Consider the following 22316-nt stretch of genomic DNA (forward strand, 5'->3'; position numbering starts at 1 on the left):
GCCGCCGACGCGCCTTAAAAATCGTGCGGCATCATAGGCGCGTGAAACAGCGCGCTTCAAGCCGTGGCGGAGCGGGTGCGGCTTTGTGTGGCGCCTGGATCGCCGAGCGGCGCCGCCCTATCGTGATCGACACAGAGGCGGCTTTGGCGGATAAGGCGGCCATGTCCCTCAGTCCAGATTCGCAGACGCCCGCCGCCGCGGGCGGCGTCTCCACCGCCCTCGTCACCGAGGACGAGGCGGGGATGCGCCTCGACCGCTGGTTCAAGCGTCGTTATCCCGGGCTCGCTTTGTCCCATCTCGCCAAGATCTGCCGCAAGGGCGAGGTGCGGGTCGACGGCAAGTGCGTCGAAACCTCGACGCGGCTTGAAGAAGGCCAAAAAATTCGCGTGCCGCCTTTGAAGATCGAGGCGCCCGCCGCGCCGGCGGTGAAGCGCGCCGACCCCAAGGACGCGCTGGCGCTGGCCGACATGACGCTGTTCGAGGACAAGGATTTGCTCGTCCTCAACAAGCCCTATGGGCTGGCGACGCAGGGCGGTTCTGGCCAGACGCGGCATATTGACGGGATGCTGGAATCGCTCGCCAAGGGCGATACGCGGCCCGTGTTGGTGCATCGCCTCGACCGCGACACCTCTGGCGTGCTGCTCGTCGCCAAGAACCGGCGGATGGCCGCCGACCTCGGCGAGATTTTCCGCTCCCGGCAGGCCAAGAAGGTCTATTGGGCGCTTGTCGAAGGCGTGCCGAAGCCGTCGCAGGGCCGGATCTCGCTCTATCTGGCGAAAGGCGCCGGCATGGAAAAATCCAGAGGCGGCGCAAGAGACCTCGAGAAAATGCGCGTCGCCAAACATGGCGAGGCCGACGCGCAGCATTCGCTGACCTATTACGCGATCGTCGACAAGGTTGCGCCGCGCTGCGCCTGGCTGTCGATGAAGCCGCTCACTGGACGCACGCATCAGTTGCGCGCCCATGCCGAGGCGATCGGCCACCCGATCTTCGGCGACCCCAAATATGGCCATCGCGCCGAGGACGAGGTCCGCCGTCGCGACCCTCTGCGCGCCGTGCCGGAGGGGCTCGAGCGCAAGCTTCACCTCCTCGCCCGCCGGCTCGTGTTGCCGCATCCGAGAGGCGGAATTCTGGACGTCACCGCCCCGCTGCCCGATCATATGCAGCAGAGCTGGGACCTTTTCGGCTTCGACGTGAAGCGTCATGACCCGATCGAGGACGCGCCAGACGCTTAAAGGGGCCGGGAAAAGCCCGGCGGACGGCGTTTCCCTCAGGCAAGGATGATAAATGTCAAAGGAGCCGACCGGTCTCGACGCCGATTTTTTCGTCTCCCCGGAGGAGCGCGATCCGGTGAAGGCCGCGCGCGAGCCGGCGCGCCCTCTACCAAAGCGCTTCTACAAGGAGGCGGTCGCGGCGCCCGCAGAGGGCGGCTATGGGATTTTCCTGGACGGTCGGCCAGTCAACACGCCTGCAAAGCGTAGGCTGGTCGCGCCCTCACAGTCGCTGGCGGACGCGATCGCCGCCGAATGGGCGAAGCAGGGCGAGACGATCGATCCGGCGACGATGCCGCTCACCAAGCTGATGAACACCGCGCTCGACGGCGTGGCGGCGCAAATGGCCGAGGTCGAAGCCGAGATCGTCAAATATGCCGCCTCCGACCTCATCTGCTACCGCGCCGGAGAGCCGGAGAGCCTGGCGGCGGCGCAATCTTCGGCCTGGGACCCGCTCGTCGCCTTCGCGCGCGAGAAGCTTGGCGCTAAGCTCGCGCTCGCCGAAGGCGTCATGTTCATCGAACAGCCGCAGGCGGCGCTCGACGTGTTTGCGCGCGCCGTGCGCGACTATGTGGGCGAGGGCGCCGGCGCCCCGCTCAGGCTCGCGGCGCTCCACGTCATGACGACGCTATCGGGCTCCGCGGTTCTTGCGCTTGCAGCCGCCCGACACGAAATAGACGCCGGCAAGGCCTGGGAGGCGGCCAACGTCGACGAAGACTGGCAGATGCGCGCCTGGGGCGAAGACGCCGAAGCGATGGCCAGACGGTCCGCGCGCCTGCAGGAGTTCGAGGCGGCGGCGACCGTGTCGCGCCATTCCACTCCTGACTGACTGAAGCGCAATGTAGAGGCGCCTCGTCAAAAGGCTGCGGCCAATTTGCCGACGGCGCGCTTCCTCTCTTGCTTTGCACAATGGCCTTTGTTACGGAACGCGCGGCCTGGAGTCGTTCTAAGGAAAAACGCCAAGGAAACGCTCCCGCGACCGGCCCTCGCCCCGCCGAAGTCGGACCAGACTCATGCCGCTGCTCGAACAATATCTGCCGCTGGTGATCTTCATCGCCCTATCGGCTGTGATTGCCGGCGCATTGCTCGTCGCGCCCTTCCTGCTTGCGTTCAAGGCGCCGGACCCCGAAAAGCTCTCCGCCTATGAATGCGGCTTCAATCCCTTCAATGACGCGCGCATGAAATTCGACGTGCGCTTCTATCTCGTCTCTCTGCTTTTCATCGTCTTCGATCTTGAAGTGGCCTTTCTCTTTCCCTGGGCGGTGGCCTTCAAGGAAGCGGGCGCCTTCGGCTTCTGGTCGATGATGGCCTTCCTTGGCGTGCTCACCGTCGGCTTCGTCTACGAGTGGCGCAAGGGAGCTCTGGAATGGGACTGATCGAGAAGGAAGGCGTGCGCCAGACTCTGATCGCGCCGCAGCCCAAGGGACTGATTGATCCGCGCACCGGCAAACCGGTCGGCTCGGACGACCCGTTCTTTCTGCATCTCAACGACGAACTTGCCGACAAGGGGTTTTTCGTCACCGCCACGGACGACGTCATCAATTGGGCGCGCACCGGCTCGCTGATGTGGATGACTTTCGGTCTCGCCTGCTGCGCCGTCGAGATGATCCAGGCGGCGATGCCGCGCTACGATCTGGAGCGCTTCGGTTTTGCGCCGCGCGCAAGCCCGCGCCAGTCCGACTGCATCATCATCGCCGGCACACTGACGAACAAAATGGCGCCGGCGATGCGCAAGGTCTACGACCAGATGCCGGAGCCGCGCTACGTGATCTCGATGGGCTCCTGCGCCAACGGCGGCGGCTACTATCACTATTCCTATTCAGTGGTGCGCGGCTGCGATCGCATCATTCCGGTCGACATCTATGTGCCGGGATGCCCGCCTTCGGCGGAGGCGCTCGTCTACGGCATGCTGCTGTTGCAGAAGAAAATCCGGCGCACGGGCACGATCGAGCGCTAACGACGCGAAACTGAGGAGTTGTCCGCCCTCGTCCTTTGAGACGCCCGCTCGCGCGGGCTCCTCAGGATGAGGTCGGGTCAGGCAATTCGCTCATCCTGAGGAGGCGGCGCAGCCGCCGTCTCGAAGGAAGAGGGAAGAGCGGCAGGCCAAGGAATTTAGAATGTCGGCTGAGTTGGAAGCTCTCGGCGCTAAAATCAGCGGCGCCTTGCTCGGCGCGGTGACGGATGTGAAGGTCGCCTATGGCGAACTTACGCTGACCGTCGTGCGCGACCGCTGGCTCGAGGTCGCCGCCCATCTGCGCGACAGTCCCGACTGCCTCTACGTGTGCTTCATCGACGTGACGGCGGCGGATTACCCGCAGCGGGCCGAGCGTTTCGAGGTCGTCGCGCATCTGCTCTCGCCCAAATACAACCGCCGTATCCGCATCAAGACGCCGGCGTCGGAAGAAACGCCTGTCGCCTCGCTCGTCACGCTCTATCCCGGCGCTGACTGGTTCGAGCGCGAGACTTACGATCTCTTTGGCGTGATCTTTTCCGGCCATCCCGATCTGCGCCGCATCATGACCGACTACGGCTTCGACGGTCATCCGCTGCGCAAGGACTTCCCGATGACGGGCTTCGTCGAGGTGCGCTACGACGACGAGCAGAAGCGCGTCGTTTATGAGCCGGTGCGGCTCAGCCAGGAATACCGCAACTTCGAATTCCTCTCGCCGTGGGAGGGCGTGCACTACGACCTTCCCGGCGACGAGAAGGCGAGCAAGTGAGCGCGTCGAGATGAACGATCAAACCCCCGCGCCAGCGAAGCCCGAATCACAGGGCCTGCGTAACTTCAACATCAACTTCGGCCCGCAGCATCCGGCGGCGCATGGCGTGCTGCGCCTGATCCTCGAGCTCGACGGCGAAGTCGTCGAGCGCGTCGACCCGCATGTGGGCTTCCTGCATCGCGGCACCGAAAAGCTGATGGAGTCGCGCACCTATCTGCAGAACGTGCCTTACTTCGATCGGCTCGACTATTGCGCGCCGATGAACCAGGAGCACGCCTTCTGTCTCGCCATCGAGCGTCTGCTCGGCGTCGAAGTTCCGCGCCGCGGTCAGCTCATTCGCGTGCTTTACGCCGAAATCGGCCGCCTCTTGTCGCATCTGCTCAACGTCACTTCGCAGGCGATGGACGTCGGCGCGCTCACCCCGCCGCTCTGGGGCTATGAAGAGCGCGAGAAGCTGATGGTGTTCTACGAGCGCGCCTCGGGCGCGCGCATGCACGCCAATTATTTCCGGCCCGGTGGCGTCGCGCGCGACCTTCCCGACCAGCTCGTCGAGGATATCGGCGCCTTTTGCGATCCGTTCCTCAAGGTCGTCGAAGATCTCGATGAACTCTTCATCGGCAACCGCATCTTCAAGCAGCGCAACGTCGACATCGGCGTCATCTCTCTCGAAGACGCCTGGAAATGGGGCTTCTCGGGCGTGATGGTGCGCGGCTCGGGCGCCGCCTGGGATCTGCGCAAGGCGCAGCCTTATGAGTGCTACGAGGAGATGGAGTTCGACATCCCGGTCGGCAAGCATGGCGATTGCTACGACCGCGCCGTGATCCGCATGGAGGAGATGCGGCAGTCGACCTCGATCATGAAACAATGCGTCGAAAAGCTGATGCGCGCCGAAAACCGTGGTCCGGTGATGGCGCCCAATCATAAGATCACGCCGCCCTCGCGCGGCGAGATGAAGCGCTCGATGGAAGCCTTGATCCATCACTTCAAGCTCTTCACCGAGGGCTTCCACGTGCCCGAGGGTGAAGTCTACGCCGCGGTCGAGGCGCCCAAGGGCGAATTCGGCGTCTATCTCGTGTCCGACGGCGGCGACAAGCCCTATCGCTGCAAGATTCGCGCGCCGGGCTTCGCGCATTTGTCCGCCATGGATTTTCTCTGCAAGAACCACATGCTCGCCGACGTCTCGGCGATTCTGGGTTCGCTCGACATCGTGTTCGGGGAGGTCGATCGCTAATGTCCGTCCGTCGTCTCGCCGAGAAACAGACAGAGAGCTTTGAGTTCACGCCCGAAAACAAGGCGTGGCTTGAGAAGCAGATCGCCAAATATCCCGATGGCCGCCAGGCCTCGATGGTCGTGCCGGCGCTATGGCAGGCGCAAAAGCAGCATGACAATTGGTTGTCGCAGGCGGCGATCGAAAAAGTCGCAGATGCGCTCGGCATGGCGAAGATCCGCGTGCTTGAAATCGCGACCTTCTATTCGATGTTCAACCTCGAGCCCGTCGGCAAATATTTCATCCAGCTTTGCGGCACGACGCCGTGCCTGCTTGCCGGCTCTGACGACCTTATCGCGGTGCTGCATCGCCGGGTCGGTCCCCAGCGGCGCGTGACCGACGATGGGCTGTTTTCCTGGCTCGAGGTCGAATGCCTCGGCGCGTGCTGCAACGCGCCGATGGTGCAGATCAACGACGACTATTACGAGGATCTGACCGCCGAGAATTTCGAGAAGCTTCTCGACAATCTCGCCGCGGGTCGCCCAGTGAAGATAGGCTCGCAAATCGGGCGCGTCTCTTCGGAGCCGGTCGGCAAGCTGACGAGTCTGACCTCGCTTTACGGCGACGGCGCGAAGTAGCGGAGGGAAGAGGAAAAACCATGCTTTCCGACGCAGATCGTATCTTCACCAATCTTTATGGCCTGGGCGACAGATCGCTTGCCGGCGCGCGAAAGCGCGGCCAGTGGGACAACACCAAGGCGCTGCTCGACAAAGGTCGCGACTCGATCATCAATGAGATCAAGGCGTCGGGTCTGCGCGGGCGTGGGGGCGCCGGGTTTTCGACGGGCCTGAAATGGTCCTTTATGCCGAAGGAAATCGATCCCAAGCGGCCGCATTATCTCGTCATCAACGCCGACGAGTCGGAGCCCGGCACGTGCAAGGATCGCGAGATCATGCGCAACGATCCGCACACGCTGGTCGAAGGCGCGCTCATCGCGAGCTTCGCCATGGGCGCGCATGCCTGTTACATTTACATTCGCGGCGAGTTTATCGCCGAGCGCATCGCGCTCCAGAAAGCCGTCGACGAAGCCTATGATGCGCGGCTGATCGGCAAGAACAATATTCACGGCTATCCCTTCGACCTCTACGTCCATCACGGCGCGGGCGCTTATATTTGCGGCGAAGAGACTGCGCTGCTTGAAAGCCTTGAAGGCAAGAAGGGCATGCCGCGCTTGAAGCCGCCGTTCCCGGCCAATGTCGGTCTCTATGGCTGCCCGACGACGGTCAATAACGTCGAGTCGATCGCTGTCGCGCCGACCATCCTGCGCCGCGGCGCCGCGTGGTTTTCCGGCATCGGCAGGCCCAACAACACGGGCACCAAGCTCTTTTCGATTTCCGGCCACGTCAATCGGCCGTGCAACGTCGAAGAGGCGATGTCGATCTCGTTCCGCGAACTCATCGAGACCCATTGCGCGGGCGTGCGCGGCGGCTGGGACAATCTGCTTGCGGTCATTCCCGGCGGCTCGTCGGTCCGCTGCGTGCCGTCGCATGAGATCGTCGACTGCCCGATGGATTTCGACAGCCTCGTGGCGCTGAAGTCCGGTCTCGGCACGGCGGCGGTGATCGTCATGGACAAATCGACCGACATCATCCGCGCCATCGCGCGCCTCGCCTATTTCTACAAGCACGAGAGCTGCGGCCAGTGCACGCCCTGCCGCGAGGGCACGGGCTGGATGTGGCGCGTTGTGCAGCGCATGGTCGAAGGCCGCGCGCATAAAAAAGAGATCGACATGCTGTTCGATGTGTCAAAGCAGATCGAAGGCCACACGATCTGCGCGCTCGGCGACGCCGCGGCCTGGCCGATCCAGGGGCTCATCACGCATTTCCGCGATGTGATCGAACAGCGCATCGATCAATATGCGGCTAATCCGCATCCCGATCCGATCCGCGTGGCGGCCGAGTGATGATCGAACCCATCGAGACTTCGGAGAGAGCGAAGTGACCAAGATTCTCGTCGATGGCGTCGAAGTGGACGTGCCCGGGGATTTCACCCTGCTGCAGGCGTGCGAGCAGGCCGGCGCCGAGATTCCGCGCTTTTGTTATCACGAGCGCCTGTCGATCGCCGGCAACTGCCGCATGTGCCTCGTCGAGGTGAAGGGCGGGCCGCCGAAGCCGCAGGCCTCCTGCGCCATGTCGGTGAAGGATTTGCGCCCCGGTCCGAACGGCGCGCCGCCGGAAGTCCTCACCAAATCGCCGATGGTGAAGAAGGCGCGCGAAGGGGTGATGGAGTTCCTGCTGATCAACCATCCGCTGGATTGCCCGATCTGCGATCAGGGCGGCGAATGCGATCTGCAGGATCAGGCGCTGGTCTTTGGCGTCGACAGCTCGCGTTTTCATGAAAACAAGCGCGCGGTCGAGGACAAATATATCGGCGTCCTGGTCAAGACCGAGATGAACCGCTGCATCCATTGCACCCGTTGCGTCCGCTTCACGGCGGAAGTCGCCGGAACGGGCGACATGGGCGCGATCGGCCGCGGCGAAGATATGGAGATCACCACCTATCTCGAAAGCGCGATGACTTCGGAGCTGCAGGGCAATGTCGCGGATCTTTGTCCGGTCGGCGCGCTGCTGCCTAAGCCGCAAAGCTTCCGTGGCCGTCCCTGGGAATATCAGAAGACCGAGACGATCGACGTCATGGACGCGCTTGGCTCGGCCATCCGCGTCGACTCGCGCGGCCGTGAAGTCATGCGCATTCTGCCGCGCATCAACGACCTCGTGAACGAGGAGTGGATTTCCGACAAGACGCGCCAGATCGTCGACGGTCTGAAGACGCAGCGTCTTGATCGCCCCTATATCCGCGAGAATGGCCGGCTGCGTCCGGCCTCCTGGCAGGAGGCGCTCGCCGCCGTCGCCGCCAAAACCAAGGCGACGCCCGCGTCGCGCATTGGCGCGCTTGTCGGCGATCTCGCCGCGGTCGAAGAGACCTTCGCGCTGAAGCTTGTCGCCGCGCAGCTTGGAACGCCCAACCTCGATTGCCGCCAGGACGGCGCCAAACTCGATCCGAAATTCGGCCGCGCCTCTTATCTCTTCAACGCGACGGTCGCGGGGATCGAGCAGGCGGGCGCCGCGCTCATCATCGGCGCCAATCCGCGCAAGGAAGCGCCTGTTCTCAACGCGCGACTCCGCAAGCGCTGGCTCAGAGGCGACTTCAAGATCTCGCTGGTCGGCGAGCGCGCCGATCTCACCTACGACTACGACTATCTCGGAGCCGGACCGGAATCGCTTCTGCAGTTCATCCGCGCCGCAAAGCCGGCTGAAAAGCTGCTCGTCATCGTCGGGCAGGGCGCTCTCGCGCGTGACGACGGCGAGGCGGCGCTCACGCTCGCCGCTCAGGCCGCGCAAAGGCTCGGCGGTCTCGGCGATGGCTGGAACGGCTTCTCGGTCCTGCATACGGCGGCCGCGCGCGTCGGCGCGCTCGATCTCGGCTTCACGCCGGGCGCCGGCGGGTTGGATGCGCGCGCGATGGCGAAGGCCGGCGCGCTCGATCTCATCTTCAACCTCGGCGCTGACGAAATCGCCATCGAACCCGGGGCCTTCGTGGTTTACATCGGCACGCATGGCGATCGCGGCGCGCATCGCGCCGACGTGATCCTGCCCGGCGCCGCCTATACGGAAAAGTCCGGGCTTTACGTCAATACGGAGGGCCGCGTGCAGCGCGCCTTCCGCGTCGTCTTCCCGCCCGGAGAAGCGCGTGAGGATTGGGCGGTGCTGCGTGCGCTATCCGGCGCGCTCGGCGCTCCGCTGCCCTTCGATTCGCTTGCGGCGTTGCGACGGCTGCTCGTCGAGTCCCACCCGCACTTTGCCGAACTGGACGAGATTGCGCCGGGCGATCACGCGCAGGTGGTCGCTCTCGCCAACCATCCGGCGGTGGCGATGAAGGATTCCTTCGCGCCGGCGATCCAAAACTTCTACTTCACAAATCCGATCGCCCGCGCCTCGGCGGTCATGGCGGAATGTTCGGCGCTGGCGCAGGGCCGGCTTGCTCAGGCGGCGGAATAGGAGCTTTGGACGTGAGCGACGGTTGGGCGAGCGCCATTTCGGATTTCTTCATCGCGTATCCGCTTGTTCTCGCGCTCGTGAAGAGCGTTTTGCTCGCGGTCGCGTTGCTCATCTATGTGGCCTATGTGATCCTCGCCGACCGCAAGATCTGGGCGGCGGTGCAGTTGCGCCGCGGACCGAATGTCGTCGGACCTTGGGGGTTGCTGCAGAGCTTCGCGGACTTCCTCAAGTTCGCGCTCAAGGAGCCGGTGATCCCGGACGTCGCCAACAAGGGAGTTTTCCTGTTCGCGCCCTTCATCATGGCGACGCTCTCGATCGCCGCCTGGGCCGTCATTCCGGTCGCCGACGGTTGGGCGGTCGGCGACATCAATGTCGGGATCCTTTATATCTTCGCGCTGTCCTCGCTCGGCGTCTATGGCGTCATCATGGGCGGCTGGGCGTCGAACTCGAAATATCCGTTCCTGTCCGCGCTCCGCTCGGCGGCGCAGATGGTGTCCTATGAAGTCTCGATCGGCTTCGTCATCATCACGGTGCTGCTCTGCGCCGGCTCGCTCAATCTGACCGACATCGTCAATGCGCAGGATACGTCCTACGGCATGGCCGGCTGGTATTGGCTGCGCCTGTTCCCGATGTTCGTCGTCTTCTTCGTCTCGGCGCTCGCCGAGACCAATCGTCCGCCGTTCGATCTCGTGGAGGCGGAGTCGGAGCTCGTCGCCGGCTTCATGATCGAATATTCCGCGACGCCCTACGTTCTGTTCATGCTCGCCGAATATGTGGCGATCGTCACCATGTGCGCGCTGCTGACGATCCTGTTCTTCGGCGGCTGGCTGCCGCCGATCAAAATCGCGCCGTTCACCTATGTGCCGGGCGTGATCTGGTTCACGCTGAAGGTGAGCTTCTTCTTCTTCTTCTTCGCCATGGTGAAGGCTTTCGTGCCGCGCTATCGCTACGATCAGCTGATGCGTTTGGGCTGGAAAGTCTTCCTGCCGATCTCCCTCGCCATGGTCGTCATCGTCGCCGCCGTGCTGCAGTTCTGGCCGGCGGGACCGGCAGGCAGTTGAGGCCGTCATGAAACTCGATCAAGCCGCCAAGTCGCTCTTCCTCACCGAGTTCGTCGGCGCATTTCTGCTGTCGATGCGCTACTTCTTCAAGCCGAAGGCGACGATCAACTATCCGCACGAGAAAAATCCGCAGTCGCCGCGCTACCGCGGCGAGCACGCGCTGCGCCGCTACCCGAACGGCGAGGAGCGCTGCATCGCCTGCAAGCTCTGCGAGGCGATCTGTCCTGCGCAAGCGATCACCATCGAAGCCGGACCGCGCCGCAACGACGGAACCCGCCGCACGACGCGCTACGACATCGACATGGTCAAATGCATCTATTGCGGTTACTGCCAGGAGGCCTGCCCGGTCGACGCCATCGTCGAGGGGCCAAATTCGGAATTCTCGGTCGAGACGCGCGAGGAGCTCTACTACAACAAGGAGCGTCTGCTCGATAACGGCGACCGCTGGGAGCGCGAGATCGCGCGCAACATCGCGATGGACGCGCAGTACAGGTAATTGGATTTGCGAGCCTGGAGGCTCGCGGTCCAGGGCAGGAATTGGACCGCGAGCCCCCAGGCTCGCATGTGAGCGGCGCGAAGCGCAGCGCTCGAGAGGACGAAGAACGTGCAGGCCGTATTTTTCTACCTATTCGCGACGATCATGATCGCCTCGGCCGGCGTCGTGATCTTCGCGCGCAATCCGGTGCACTCGGTGCTCTTTCTCATCCTCGCCTTCTGCAATGGCGCGGGGCTGTTTCTGCTCGCCGGCGCGGAGTTCCTGGCGATGATCCTGATCGTCGTCTATGTCGGCGCGGTCGCGGTGCTGTTCCTGTTCGTCGTCATGATGCTCGACGTCGATTTCGCCGAACTGAAGCAGGGCTTCGCCAAATATCTTCCGGTCGGCGTCGGGGTCGGCGTCGTCGTCCTCGCGGAACTGGGTTTCGTTGCGCTCGGATGGAGTTCGGCGCCTTCGGCCGCCGACGCCGCCGCCAATCCGATCATTCCGCAAATGAGCAACACCGCGGCGCTCGGCCAAATCCTCTATACGAAATATGTGATCTTCTTTCAGGCGTCTGCGCTTGTGCTGCTCACCGCCATGATTGGCGCCATCGTGCTGACGCTGCATCACAAGCCCAACATCAAGCGGCAGAAGATCGAGGAGCAGAACGCGCGCACGCGCGAAAATGTGATCGAGATCAAAAAAGTTCCGTTCCGGACCGGCGTCTAACGAGGACATCCATGCTGACCATCGGCCTCACGCATTACCTCGTCGTCGCAGCGGTCCTGTTCACGCTCGGCGTCGCCGGCATCATCCTCAACCGCAAGAACATCATCGTCATTCTCATGTCGGTTGAGCTGATCCTGCTTGCGGTCAATCTGAACTTTGTCGCCTTCTCGCAGTCGCTCGCCGATTTGACAGGTCAGGTGTTCGCGCTCTTCGTTCTGACCGTCGCGGCGGCGGAGGCGGCGATCGGCCTCGCGATTCTCGTCACCTTCTATCGCAACCGCGGCACGATCGCCGTCGAAGACATCAATTCCTTGAAGGGCTGACCCCAGCGATGATTTACGCCATCGTCTTTCTTCCGCTTGTCGGCTTTCTGATCGCAGGCGCGCTCGGACCTTGGATCGGGGTGCGCGCCTCGGAGCTGGTCACGACGGGCTTCTTGATGATCTGCGCCGTGCTGTCGTGGATCGTCTTCTTCGACGTCGCGCTCGGCCACGATCACGGCTATGCGCCGATCATCGGCAATTGGATGACCGTGGGCGACCTAAAGGTCGACTGGGCGCTGCGGGTCGACACGCTGACGGCGGTGATGCTCGTCGTCGTCAACACGGTGTCGAGCCTCGTGCATCTCTATTCCATCGGCTACATGCACGAGGATCCGGATCGCCCGCGCTTCTTCGCTTATCTGTCGCTGTTTACTTTCGCCATGCTGATGCTGGTGACGGCCAACAATCTCGTGCAGATGTTCTTTGGCTGGGAGGGCGTCGGTCTCGCGTCCTATCTGCTCATCGGCTTCTGGTATCAAAAGCCTTCGGCCAACGCCGCCGCAATCAAGGCCTTCGTCGTCAACCGCGTCGGCGACTTTGGCTTCGCGCTCGGGATTTTCCTCGTCTTCCAGCTGACGAAGTCGCTTGGCTTTGAGGAGGTCTTCGCCGCCGTCCCGGGGCTTGCCGGCAAGACGATCCATGTCTTCGGCTTGGATGTCGACGCGCTGACGCTCGCCACCTTCCTGCTATTCATCGGCGCGATGGGCAAGTCGGCGCAATTCCTGCTGCACACCTGGCTGCCGGATGCGATGGAGGGCCCGACGCCGGTCTCGGCGCTCATTCACGCCGCGACGATGGTGACGGCCGGCGTCTTCATGGTCGCGCGCCTTTCGCCGATTTTCGAATATGCGCCGGCGACTCTCGCATTCGTGACCATCATCGGCGCGGTGACCGCCTTTTTCGCCGCGACGGTCGGTCTCGTTCAAAACGACATCAAGCGCGTCATCGCCTATTCAACCTGTTCGCAGCTCGGCTATATGTTTGTCGCGGAAGGCGTCGGCGCCTATTCGCTCGGCATCTTTCATCTCTTCACGCATGCCTTCTTCAAGGCGCTGCTGTTTCTAGGCGCGGGCTCGGTCATCCACGCGATGCATCACGAGCAGGACATGCGCAACATGGGCGGACTGCGCAAGGACATACCCTTCACGTTCGCGATGATGACGATCGGCACGCTGGCGCTGACCGGCTTTCCCTTTACGTCAGGCTATTTCTCAAAGGACGGCATCATCGAGGCGGCGTTCGCCGCCGGGGAACACCACACAACGGCGATGATCGGCTTCGTCGCGACCGTCGTCGCCGCGGGACTGACCTCCTACTATTCCTGGCGTCTGGTGTTCATGACCTTCTTCGGCCATCGCGCGGCGCATCCCGTCGCGGTCAATCATTCGCATGACGAACCGGCGACCGCGGACGCGCATGCTCACGGCCACGACGATCACGCGCACGACGATCACGGTCATGACGATCATGGCCACCATGCGCCGCATGAATCGCCGCTGGTGATGTTGATCCCGCTGGCGGTGCTCGCCGTTGGCGCGCTTGCCGCCGGCTATGTGTTCGAGCCCGATTTCGCCGGTCACGCCTATGCCGAATTCTGGAAGGGCGCGATCTTTACCGGCGCGCACAACGAGATCCTGCACGAGATGCACGCCATTCCCGCCTGGGCCGGCTATGCGCCGACCGTGATGATGGTTCTGGGCTTCCTCGTGTCGCTCTATGTCTATGTGCTGAAGCCGGGAACCGCTCAGGCGATCGCGAGAACCTTCCCGCGGCTTTACCAGTTCCTGCTCAACAAATGGTATTTCGACGAGCTCTACGACTTCCTGTTCGTCCGGCCGGCCTTTGCTCTGGGCAGAATGTTCTGGAAGGGCGGCGACGGCGCGATCATTGACGGCCTCGGGCCTGACGGGGTGGCCGCGCGAGTGGCCGATGGCGCCAGGCTCGCCGTGCGCTTGCAGACCGGCTACGTCTATCACTACGCCTTCGCCATGCTCATTGGCGTCGCGGCGGTCGTCACATACTTCGTCGCCGGGGGGCTGCGCTGATGTTTGGTTTCGGCATTCTCTCCGGCGTCACCTTTCTGCCGCTGGTCGGCGTCGCCTTCCTGCTCACGCAGAAGGGCGACGATGAAGCGAGCCTGCGCAATATCCGATGGGCGACGCTGGCGACGACGCTCGCGACCTTCGCGCTGTCGCTTGTCATCTGGTCCGGCTTCGACACGACAAGCGCGGCGTTTCAGTTCGTCGAGGAGAAAAACTGGCTCGGTTCGGGTCTTGTCTACAAGATGGGCGTCGACGGCTTTTCGATGCCCTTCGTCCTGCTGACGACCTTCTTGATGCCCTTCGCCATTCTCGCTTCCTGGGATTCGATCCAGAAGCGCGTGAAGGAATATATGATCGCCTTCCTGGTGCTCGAGACGCTGATGATCGGCGTCTTCTGCGCGCTCGACATCGTGCTGTTCTATCTCTTCTTTGAGGGCGGCCTTATTCCGATGTTCCTCATCATCGGAATCTGGGGCGGCAAGCGGCGCGTCTACGCGAGCTTCAAGTTCTTTCTCTACACGCTCGTCGGCTCGCTCCTCATGCTGGTCGCGATCCTCGCCATGTATGGCAAAGCCGGCACGACCGACATCACCGTGCTGCTGCATACCGACTTCCCCAAGGAGATGCAGACCTGGCTGTGGCTCGCCTTCTTCGCCTCCTTCGCGGTGAAGATGCCGATGTGGCCGGTGCACACTTGGCTGCCTGACGCGCATGTCGAGGCGCCGACGGCCGGCTCCGTGATCCTGGCGGCGATTCTGCTGAAGATGGGCGGCTACGGCTTCATCCGCTTCTCGCTGCCGATGTTTCCCGACGCTTCGACCAATTTCGCGCCGCTCATCTACGCGCTGTCGGTGATCGCGATCGTCTACACTTCGCTCGTCGCGCTCGTTCAGGAAGACATCAAGAAGCTCATCGCCTATTCGTCCGTCGCGCATATGGGCTTCGTCACGATGGGCCTCTTCACGCTCAATGCGCAAGGCATGCAGGGCGCGATCTTCCAGATGATCTCGCACGGCCTCGTCTCCGGCGCGCTGTTCCTTTGCGTCGGCGTGATCTACGACCGCATGCATACGCGCGAGATCTCCGCCTATGGCGGGCTCGTCAACCGCATGCCGATCTACGCCTTCGTATTCATGCTGTTCACCATGGCCAATGTCGGCCTGCCAGGAACGACGGGCTTCATCGGCGAATTCCTGTCGCTGACCGGCGCGTTCCAGGCGAATAGCTGGGTGGCGCTAATCGCGACGAGCGGCGTCGTTCTGTCTGCGGCTTATGCGCTCTATCTCTACCGCCGCGTGATCTTCGGGGTCTTGGACAAGGCCAGCCTCAAGAACATCACCGATCTGACGCCGCGCGAGATTGCGATCTTCACGCCTCTCGTTCTGCTCACGATTTACTACGGCGTGCAGCCGCAGGCCATTCTGAACGCGACGCAGGCGTCGGTCGACAATCTCATCCAGACCCATACGGCGCTCATCGACGCGGTTAAGCTCGCGGCCGCTGGCCAATGACGGATCGCTGACGATGCCCTTTTTTGTTCAACTCGCGCATCACTTTCTTCCCGAGACGATTCTCGCCGTCGGCGTGATGGCGCTCATCCTCATCGGCGCCTTCCGCGGCGAGCGCGGTTTTGGCCTCGTCGACGAAATGGCCGTCGGCATTCTGGGCCTCGCCTTGGTCGCGATCGCTCTGTCGAGCACGCCCGACACGAGCATCTTCGACGGCGCCTATATCGACGACGGGTTCTCGCGCTTCATGAAAGCGCTGACGCTCATCGGCGCGATCGTGTCGATTCTGCTGTCCGTCGACTGGCTGCAACGCAACGGGCTCGAGAAATTCGAATATCCGGTGCTCATCATTCTCTCGACGCTCGGCATGTTGCTGCTGATTTCGGCCGATAACCTCATCGCGCTCTATCTCGGCCTCGAGCTGATGTCGCTGGCGCTCTATGTCATGGCGGCCTTCGCGCGCGACGACGGGCGATCGTCGGAGGCCGGGCTGAAATATTTCGTCCTCGGCGCGCTCTCGTCCGGCATGATGCTTTACGGCGCGTCGCTGCTCTATGGCTTCGCGGGGACAGTGTCTTTCGCCGGGATCGCGGCGGTCGTCTCGACCTCGGCGCCGATCGGCGTGATCTTCGGGCTCGTCTTCGTCCTCGCCGCGCTCGCCTTTAAAATGTCGGCGGCGCCCTTCCATATGTGGACGCCCGACGTCTATCAGGGCGCGCCCACGCCGGTCACCGCCTTCTTCGCTTCGGCCGCCAAAATGGCGGCGGTGGCGATCACCGTGCGCATTGTCATTACCGCCTTCCCGGGCGTGAAAGACCAATGGCGCCAGATCATCATCTTCATCGCCATCGCTTCGATGCTGCTGGGCTCCTTCGCGGCCATCGGACAGGAGAACATCAAGCGGCTGATGGCCTATTCCTCGATCGGCCATATGGGCTTTGCGCTGATCGGACTGGCTGCCGGCGACGAGGCGGGCGTGCGCGGCGTCGCGATCTACCTCACGATCTATCTGATCATGACGCTCGGGACCTTCGCCGCCATTCTCGCGATGCGCGTCGAAGGCAGATATGTCGAGAACGTCTCGGACCTCGCCGGCCTGTCGCGCACCAATAGCTGGATGGCCTTCTTCCTGGCGATGCTGATGTTCTCGCTTGCCGGCGTTCCGCCGCTCGCAGGCTTTTTCGCCAAATATTACGTGCTGCTCGCCGCGGTCGACGCTGGCCTCTTTGGCCTCGCGGTCATCGGCGTCCTGGCGAGCGCGGTCGCCGCCTATTACTATCTGCGGGTCGTCAAGGTCATGTATTTTGATGAACCGGCGCCGGCCTTCGACCGTGCGCCGATGGCGCTGCGCGCGGTGCTTGGCGCCTCCACGCTGGCGCTGCTTGGCTTTTGGGTCTATCCCTCCCCAGTCATGGATGCGGCGGCGGCGGCGGCGAAGTCGCTTTTCTAGGGAGGTAATTCGCGCGTGGAGTTGGGATCATTGGCGCGCGCCCGCGGCGTGCGCCTCCTCGCGCTGGAGAGCGTCGATTCGACCAATGACGAAGCCCGACGTCTGATCGAGGCGGGCGAGCGCGGACCTTTATGGGTGGTCGCCGCGCGGCAGACGCGCGGCCATGGCCGTCTCGGACGCGAATGGATTTCGCCGCCGGGCAATCTTCACGCGAGCCTTGTTCTTGGCGATTTCGGCGACGCCGCCGTGGCGCCGCAGCTTGGCTTCGTGGCGGGGGTCGCGGCGATGCGCGGTCTGCGCGCCGCGACGGGCGGCGCCGGCCGCTTCACGCTGAAATGGCCTAATGATCTTCTGCTCGATGGCGCCAAGCTCGGCGGGATTCTGCTTGAGAATGTCGGCGTGCCGACAGGCGACGCGCGCGCGCCGCGCGCCTCGGTCGCAATCATTGGCCTCGGCGTCAACTGCGCCGAGAAGCCGCACGATCTGCCCTTTGAAGCGCGCGCGCTTGCGTCGATCGGGCCGAACGCGCCAGACGCTGCGACGATCTTTACGCATCTGTCCGACGCGCTCGTCGACACGCTGGATCTTTGGCGGGGCGGCGAGGGCTTCGCCCGCATCCGAGACGCTTGGCTCAAGGACGCCGCCTATATCGGCGCCCAAATCCGCGTTGAGCTGCCGCGCGAGACCGTCGAGGGGCGCCTCGCAAGCATCGACGCGATCGGCCGTCTCGTATTAGCGACGCAGGACGGCGAGCGCGTCATCGAGGCGGGCGACGTGTCGCTCGGTCCGCGCCAGACCACAGCGGGAGGCGTCGCATGACGACGCCGGACGCAGACCTCGTCTTCGTGCCGCTCGGCGGCTTGGGCGAAATCGGCATGAACATGGCGCTCTACGGCTACGGGCCGCCGAAAGCGCGCAAATGGCTGATGGTCGACTGCGGCCTGGGCTTTCCGGGGCCGGAGGCGCCCGGCGTCGACCTCGTCTTCGCCGACATCGCCTTCGTCGAGAAGATCGCGCGCGATCTCGTCGGCATTTGCATCACCCATGCGCATGAGGATCATATCGGCGGGCTCGCGACCTTATGGCCGCGGCTCAAATGCAGGGTGTTCGCCACCCCCTTTGCGGCGGGCCTCTTGGAAGTGCGGCGGTTGAACGAACCTGGCGCGCCGAAGATCGACATTTCCCTGACGCACGCCGGCGCAAAGCTCGATCTCGATCCATTCGAGGTCGAATATGTCGCCGTCGCGCATTCGATTCCGGAAGCGAATGCGCTCGCGATCCGCACGCCTCTCGGCCTGCTGCTCCACACCGGCGATTGGAAGATCGATCCGCAGCCCGGCGTTGGAACGCGCATCGACGAGGCGCGGCTCCGCGCGCTTGGCGACGAGGGCGTCACGGCGCTCATCTGCGACTCGACCAACATCCTGCGCGAGGGCGACAGTTTTTCGGAAGCCGATGTCGCGCGCACGTTGCGCACGCTGATCGCCGAAGCCCCGGGCCGGGTGCTGGTCACAACTTTCGCGTCCAATATTGCGCGGCTGCGCGGCATCGGCGAAGCGGCGCAGGCCTGCGGGCGCACCGTCGTCGTCGCCGGGAGGGCGATGGATCGCGCCATCCAGGTCGCGCGAGATTGCGGCTATCTCGACGGGCTGCCCGGATTTCATGCGCCCGAATTGCTGCCGACCTTGCCGCGCGACAAGACCGTCGTCATCGCGACCGGAAGCCAGGGCGAGTACCGCGCCGCCATGGCCCGGGCGGCGGCGAACGAACATCCGGCGATCAAGCTTGTCGCGGGCGATCGGGTGATCTTCTCCTCGCGCGTCATTCCAGGAAATGCGCGCGACGTCTTTCGCGTCATCAACGCTCTTTGCGACATCGGCGTCGAGGTCATCACCGACCACGATCACCTCGTGCATTGCTCAGGCCATCCGCGCCGCGGCGAAGTCAGGCAAATGTACGAATGGATCCGGCCGCAGATCGCCGTGCCGGCGCATGGCGAGGCGCATCATCTCACGGCGCACGCGGCCTTCGCCAAGTCGCATGGCGTGTCCCAGGTCGTCTCGGCGCGCAATGGCGACATCGTGCGACTGGCGCCCGGCGCGCCGGGCATCATCGGCAAGGCCCCGCACGGCCGTCTGATGAAGGATGGCGACGTCGTCATCACTGACGATGACAGCGCCGTGCGAGACCGCTTGCGCCTCTCTGTCACCGGCGTCATTTCCATCGCGCTGGCGGTCGACCGCAAGGGCGAGCTTGTCGGCGATCCGGACGTCGTCTTCGCCGGGGTGCCGAAACGCGGCAAATTCGGCGAGGAGATGGGCGAAGTCATTGACGAGGCGCTGTTCGCGGCTTTCGAGGGACTGTCGCGTCCGCGCCGCCGCGACGCCGACGCCGTTTCAAAGGCGATCGAGCGCGCCGTTCGCGGCGCCGTATCGTCCGTCTGGGGCAAGAAGCCCACCGTGCATGTGATGGTCGTGGCCACCTGAGCGGCGGCGCGCTCAGGCGGATCGCCTTTTAGAAGGCGTAAAACTTTTGGGTCTTGCCATCCGTCGTCGTGATGGTGAATCCGCTGACGTAAAAGCATTCCTGCGCGCCGGGCAGCTTGAACTTCTCGCCCTTCTTCATGGTCTTTCCGTAGACCTTCGAGGAGGTCGGCGCGGCGCATTCGCCGCCGTCGATCGCCACGGCTTTAACTGCGACCTTGTCCTGCTTGACCTTGCATTCGACCTCGCCGTCGAACTTTTTACTGCAGTCGAAGGCCTCCTCCGCGTGAGCAAAGGCGGGCGATAAAATCAGCGCTAAGAGAGGCAGGAACTTTTTCATTATTTACTCCATCATCGCTGAGCAGGCGCAGGTGCGTCAGGCAGCGCCTGCGCGAAGCTGTCGCCCCGGGTGACCCAGCCAGCAGGTCGGGAGTTTTCCCAATCACAGAAGCATAAAACCTATGTGACAGTGTTCTCGGTTTCGCGTTCGCAACGCCGTCACCCTTCTTTTGGGTCGCGGCGCCGGCGCCAGGCGGATACGCTGCACTTGGAGCGAATCGCGCATGGACGATAGGCCCACCTTTTACGAATTCTTCGCCGGCGGCGGCATGGCCCGCGCCGGTCTCGGCGACGGCTGGCGCTGCCTTTTCGCCAATGACTTCGATCGCAAGAAAGCCGAAAGCTACCGCGCCAATTGGGGCGGCGAAGAGCTGCACGTCGGCGACGTGCGCGAGTTATCCACAGCGCAATTGCCCGGCCGCGCCGATCTCGCCTGGGCGTCCTTCCCCTGTCAGGACCTGTCGCTCGCCGGCGCCGGCGCCGGATTGAAGGGCGAAAGATCCGGGACGTTTTGGCCGTTCTGGGATTTGATGAAGGCGCTCCGCGAGGAGGGCCGTGCGCCGTCGGTCATCGTGCTCGAAAACGTCTGCGGCGCGCTCACTTCGCATGGCGGCAAGGATTTTACCAAAATCTGCGAGGCGCTGGCGAAAGAGGGCTACAGATTTGGCGCGCTGGTCATTGACGCCGCGCTGTTCGTTCCGCAATCGCGCCCGCGGCTGTTCATCATCGCCGCGCGCGAGGATATCGCGGTTCCTTCGTCGCTCGCCATCCGTCATTGCGAGGAGCGCAGCGACGAAGCAATCCATAAATCGCCTCATGGCCCTGGATTGCTTCGCTTCGCTCGCAATGACGGGACGTTTCACACCCGCGCGCTTGTCGCGGCGCATGAACGCCTGCTGAAGCGGCTACGCGACAACTGGCTCTGGTGGAATTTGCCGGCGCCGCCGTTGCGCAATAAGTCGCTGATCGACGCGATTGAAGACGCTCCGACGGATGTGGCGTGGCATAGCGTAAGCGAGACAAATGCGCTCATCGCCATGATGAGCGACGTTAATCTCGCAAAGATCGCCGATGTGAAGCGCGCCGGGCGCAAGATGGTGGGCACGCTTTATCGTCGCACGCGCTATCACTCGGGCGAAAAAATCCAGCGCGCCGAGGCGCGCTTTGACGAGATCGCCGGTTGTCTGCGCACGCCGGCCGGCGGCTCGAGCCGGCAATATGTGCTGGTGGTCAATAAGGGCAAGGTGCGTTCGCGGCTGATGTCGGCGCGCGAAACCGCGCGGCTGATGGGACTGCCGGAAGATTATTTGCTCCCCGCGACCTATAGCGACGCCTATCATCTGACAGGTGATGGCGTTGTCGTTCCGGTCGTGCGCCATCTCGCGGCGAGCCTGCTAGGGCCGTTGCTGAATACATGCGCCGTACAGGAGGCGGCTTGAGCCCTAACCCTCCCCCGCTGCGCGGGAGAGGGAGGCCCCCTCTCCCGCAAGCGAAGCGCCGCGGGGGAGGGCTGGGGAGGGGGCATTGCGCGTGACCGTCAAAGAAACGCGCGAACAGCGCTCCGCCATCATGCGGGCGGTGAAGGGGCGCGACACCGCTCCCGAAATCGCCGTGCGGACGATGTTGAGGCGTTTCGCGCCGTTCTATCGGCTGCATCGCAAGGACGTTCCCGGCACTCCGGACATCGCCTACATCGGCCGCAAGCGCGCGATCTTCGTCCATGGCTGCTTCTGGCACGGGCATGATTGCCCGCGCGGCGCGCGCAGCCCTAAGGCCAACGCCGATTACTGGCGCGCGAAAATCGCGAAAAATATCGCGCGCGATGCCGCACACCGCGAAAAGCTCGCGGCGCTGGGCTGGCGCGCGCTCACGGTCTGGGAATGCGAGCTGAAGGATAAAGCCGGCGTGGAAAAGCAGCTGCGCGAATTTCTGGGGTAGGGGGCGTTTCTCCTTCTCCCGCTGGCGGGAGAAGGTGTCGTCACGAAGTGACGACGGATGAGGGCCCTCACCCGGTCGCCTCCGGCGACCACCCTCTCCCGCAAGCGGGAGAGGGTTATCGCCCCTCAATCCTTGGCGCGCTCGACATAAGCGCCGTCCTCGGTCTGGATCACGACGCGCGTGCCCGGCTGAATATGCGGCGGGACCATGACGCGCGCGCCATTGGCGAGCTTCGCCGGCTTATAGGACGAGGACGCGGTCTGGCCCTTCATCGCCGGCTCTGTCTCGATGATCTCCAGCGTCACGCGCGGCGGCAACTGAATGCCAACGGCCACGCCGTTGAACATCGACAGAATGCAGACCATGCCCTCCTGCAGCCACTGCGCCTGATCGCCGATCACATCGGTGGGCACGATGATCTGCTCATAGCTCGCCTGATTCATGAAGTGATAGCCGTCGCCGTCATTGTAGAGATAGCTGAAATCCTGATCCTCGACGAAGGCGCGCTCGACCTGTTCGGTCGTCTTGTAGCGGTCCGAAGTTTTGACGCCGTCCGAGAGTCGGCGCATGTCGATCTGCGTCGTCGGCGTGCCCTTGCCGGGGAAAAAACTTTCGGCGGTCAGGACGACGTAAAGCTGCCCGTCATCTCTCTCGATGATATTGCCTTTGCGAATCGAACTGGCGATGACTTTCACGTCCGTATCCCTTA

Annotated in this window: 22 protein-coding genes; 20 read left to right on the forward strand and 2 right to left on the reverse strand. The window is 63.4% G+C overall.

Features of this window, described 5'->3' with window-relative positions:
- Positions 1 to 161 precede the first annotated feature (161 nt).
- The 18 genes from ACPS74_RS12810 to ACPS74_RS12895 all read left to right on the forward strand — a co-directional run bounded on the left by ACPS74_RS12810 (position 162) and on the right by ACPS74_RS12895 (position 19333).
- Positions 162 to 1235 (forward strand): RluA family pseudouridine synthase, encoded by a 1074-nt coding sequence (locus tag ACPS74_RS12810; protein WP_193392178.1) that lies wholly within the window; start codon positions 162 to 164, stop codon positions 1233 to 1235.
- 52 nt (positions 1236 to 1287) lie between these two features.
- Entirely contained in the window at positions 1288 to 2100 is an 813-nt protein-coding gene (locus tag ACPS74_RS12815) for an ATP12 family chaperone protein (RefSeq protein ID WP_029648967.1), read from the forward strand.
- A 184-nt stretch (positions 2101 to 2284) separates the two neighbouring features.
- A complete protein-coding gene (locus tag ACPS74_RS12820) occupies positions 2285 to 2647 on the forward strand; it encodes an NADH-quinone oxidoreductase subunit A (RefSeq protein WP_014891230.1) in 363 nt (120 codons plus the stop codon).
- On the forward strand, positions 2638 to 3228 hold the full coding sequence (locus ACPS74_RS12825; protein WP_018407003.1) for a NuoB/complex I 20 kDa subunit family protein: 591 nt from the start codon (positions 2638 to 2640) through the stop codon (positions 3226 to 3228). Before ACPS74_RS12820 ends, ACPS74_RS12825 begins: the two co-directional genes overlap by 10 nt.
- Before the next feature lie 160 nt (positions 3229 to 3388).
- Positions 3389 to 3991, forward strand: a complete 603-nt coding sequence (locus tag ACPS74_RS12830) for an NADH-quinone oxidoreductase subunit C (protein WP_029648968.1) — start codon at positions 3389 to 3391, stop codon at positions 3989 to 3991.
- 10 nt (positions 3992 to 4001) lie between these two features.
- Positions 4002 to 5222 (forward strand): NADH-quinone oxidoreductase subunit D, encoded by a 1221-nt coding sequence (locus ACPS74_RS12835; protein WP_018407005.1) that lies wholly within the window; start codon positions 4002 to 4004, stop codon positions 5220 to 5222.
- Complete coding sequence (gene nuoE / locus ACPS74_RS12840) at positions 5222 to 5836, forward strand: NADH-quinone oxidoreductase subunit NuoE (RefSeq protein WP_018407006.1); 615 nt, start codon at positions 5222 to 5224, stop codon at positions 5834 to 5836. The genes ACPS74_RS12835 and nuoE overlap by 1 nt, the downstream gene beginning before the upstream one ends.
- Before the next feature lie 20 nt (positions 5837 to 5856).
- A complete protein-coding gene (nuoF, locus tag ACPS74_RS12845; protein WP_029648969.1) occupies positions 5857 to 7161 on the forward strand; it encodes an NADH-quinone oxidoreductase subunit NuoF in 1305 nt (434 codons plus the stop codon).
- A gap of 34 nt (positions 7162 to 7195) precedes the next feature.
- Positions 7196 to 9256, forward strand: coding sequence for an NADH-quinone oxidoreductase subunit NuoG (nuoG, locus tag ACPS74_RS12850; protein ID WP_029648970.1), 2061 nt, complete (start codon positions 7196 to 7198; stop codon positions 9254 to 9256).
- An 11-nt stretch (positions 9257 to 9267) separates the two neighbouring features.
- Complete coding sequence (gene nuoH, locus ACPS74_RS12855) at positions 9268 to 10317, forward strand: NADH-quinone oxidoreductase subunit NuoH (protein ID WP_370646324.1); 1050 nt, start codon at positions 9268 to 9270, stop codon at positions 10315 to 10317.
- A gap of 7 nt (positions 10318 to 10324) precedes the next feature.
- Positions 10325 to 10813 carry an NADH-quinone oxidoreductase subunit NuoI gene (gene nuoI / locus ACPS74_RS12860; RefSeq protein WP_018407010.1) on the forward strand — a complete coding sequence of 163 codons (489 nt, stop codon included), beginning with the start codon at positions 10325 to 10327 and terminating at the stop codon, positions 10811 to 10813.
- A 108-nt stretch (positions 10814 to 10921) separates the two neighbouring features.
- Positions 10922 to 11524 carry an NADH-quinone oxidoreductase subunit J gene (locus ACPS74_RS12865; RefSeq protein WP_029648971.1) on the forward strand — a complete coding sequence of 201 codons (603 nt, stop codon included), beginning with the start codon at positions 10922 to 10924 and terminating at the stop codon, positions 11522 to 11524.
- 11 nt (positions 11525 to 11535) lie between these two features.
- Positions 11536 to 11847: an NADH-quinone oxidoreductase subunit NuoK gene (gene nuoK, locus ACPS74_RS12870; protein ID WP_018407012.1), complete on the forward strand. Its 312-nt coding sequence runs from the start codon at positions 11536 to 11538 to the stop codon at positions 11845 to 11847.
- Between the two features lie 8 nt (positions 11848 to 11855).
- Entirely contained in the window at positions 11856 to 13892 is a 2037-nt protein-coding gene (gene nuoL / locus ACPS74_RS12875; RefSeq protein WP_029648972.1) for an NADH-quinone oxidoreductase subunit L, read from the forward strand.
- A complete protein-coding gene (locus tag ACPS74_RS12880) occupies positions 13892 to 15400 on the forward strand; it encodes an NADH-quinone oxidoreductase subunit M (RefSeq protein WP_029648973.1) in 1509 nt (502 codons plus the stop codon). The genes nuoL and ACPS74_RS12880 overlap by 1 nt, the downstream gene beginning before the upstream one ends.
- A 13-nt stretch (positions 15401 to 15413) precedes the next feature.
- Entirely contained in the window at positions 15414 to 16847 is a 1434-nt protein-coding gene (gene nuoN, locus ACPS74_RS12885; protein ID WP_029648974.1) for an NADH-quinone oxidoreductase subunit NuoN, read from the forward strand.
- 30 nt (positions 16848 to 16877) lie between these two features.
- Positions 16878 to 17666: a biotin--[acetyl-CoA-carboxylase] ligase gene (locus ACPS74_RS12890; RefSeq protein ID WP_083481313.1), complete on the forward strand. Its 789-nt coding sequence runs from the start codon at positions 16878 to 16880 to the stop codon at positions 17664 to 17666.
- On the forward strand, positions 17663 to 19333 hold the full coding sequence (locus tag ACPS74_RS12895; RefSeq protein ID WP_029648976.1) for a ribonuclease J: 1671 nt from the start codon (positions 17663 to 17665) through the stop codon (positions 19331 to 19333). Before ACPS74_RS12890 ends, ACPS74_RS12895 begins: the two co-directional genes overlap by 4 nt.
- 28 nt (positions 19334 to 19361) lie before the next feature.
- Here ACPS74_RS12895 and ACPS74_RS12900 read toward each other — a convergent pair whose 3' ends face one another.
- Entirely contained in the window at positions 19362 to 19670 is a 309-nt protein-coding gene (locus ACPS74_RS12900) for a hypothetical protein (protein ID WP_029648977.1), read from the reverse strand.
- A gap of 223 nt (positions 19671 to 19893) precedes the next feature.
- Here ACPS74_RS12900 and ACPS74_RS12905 point away from each other — a divergent pair, with 223 nt between their 5' ends.
- Both ACPS74_RS12905 and ACPS74_RS12910 read left to right on the forward strand, forming a co-directional pair.
- Positions 19894 to 21108, forward strand: a complete 1215-nt coding sequence (locus tag ACPS74_RS12905) for a DNA cytosine methyltransferase (protein WP_029648979.1) — start codon at positions 19894 to 19896, stop codon at positions 21106 to 21108.
- Between the two features lie 130 nt (positions 21109 to 21238).
- A complete protein-coding gene (locus tag ACPS74_RS12910) occupies positions 21239 to 21607 on the forward strand; it encodes a very short patch repair endonuclease (protein ID WP_051381707.1) in 369 nt (122 codons plus the stop codon).
- 125 nt (positions 21608 to 21732) lie between these two features.
- Here ACPS74_RS12910 and efp read toward each other — a convergent pair whose 3' ends face one another.
- Positions 21733 to 22302, reverse strand: coding sequence for an elongation factor P (gene efp / locus ACPS74_RS12915; RefSeq protein ID WP_029651659.1), 570 nt, complete (start codon positions 22300 to 22302; stop codon positions 21733 to 21735).
- Between the last annotated feature and the right edge of the window lie 14 nt (positions 22303 to 22316).

Source organism: Methylocystis sp. SB2 (assembly GCF_049817085.1).
Taxonomy (GTDB): Bacteria; Pseudomonadota; Alphaproteobacteria; order Rhizobiales; family Beijerinckiaceae; genus Methylocystis; species Methylocystis rosea.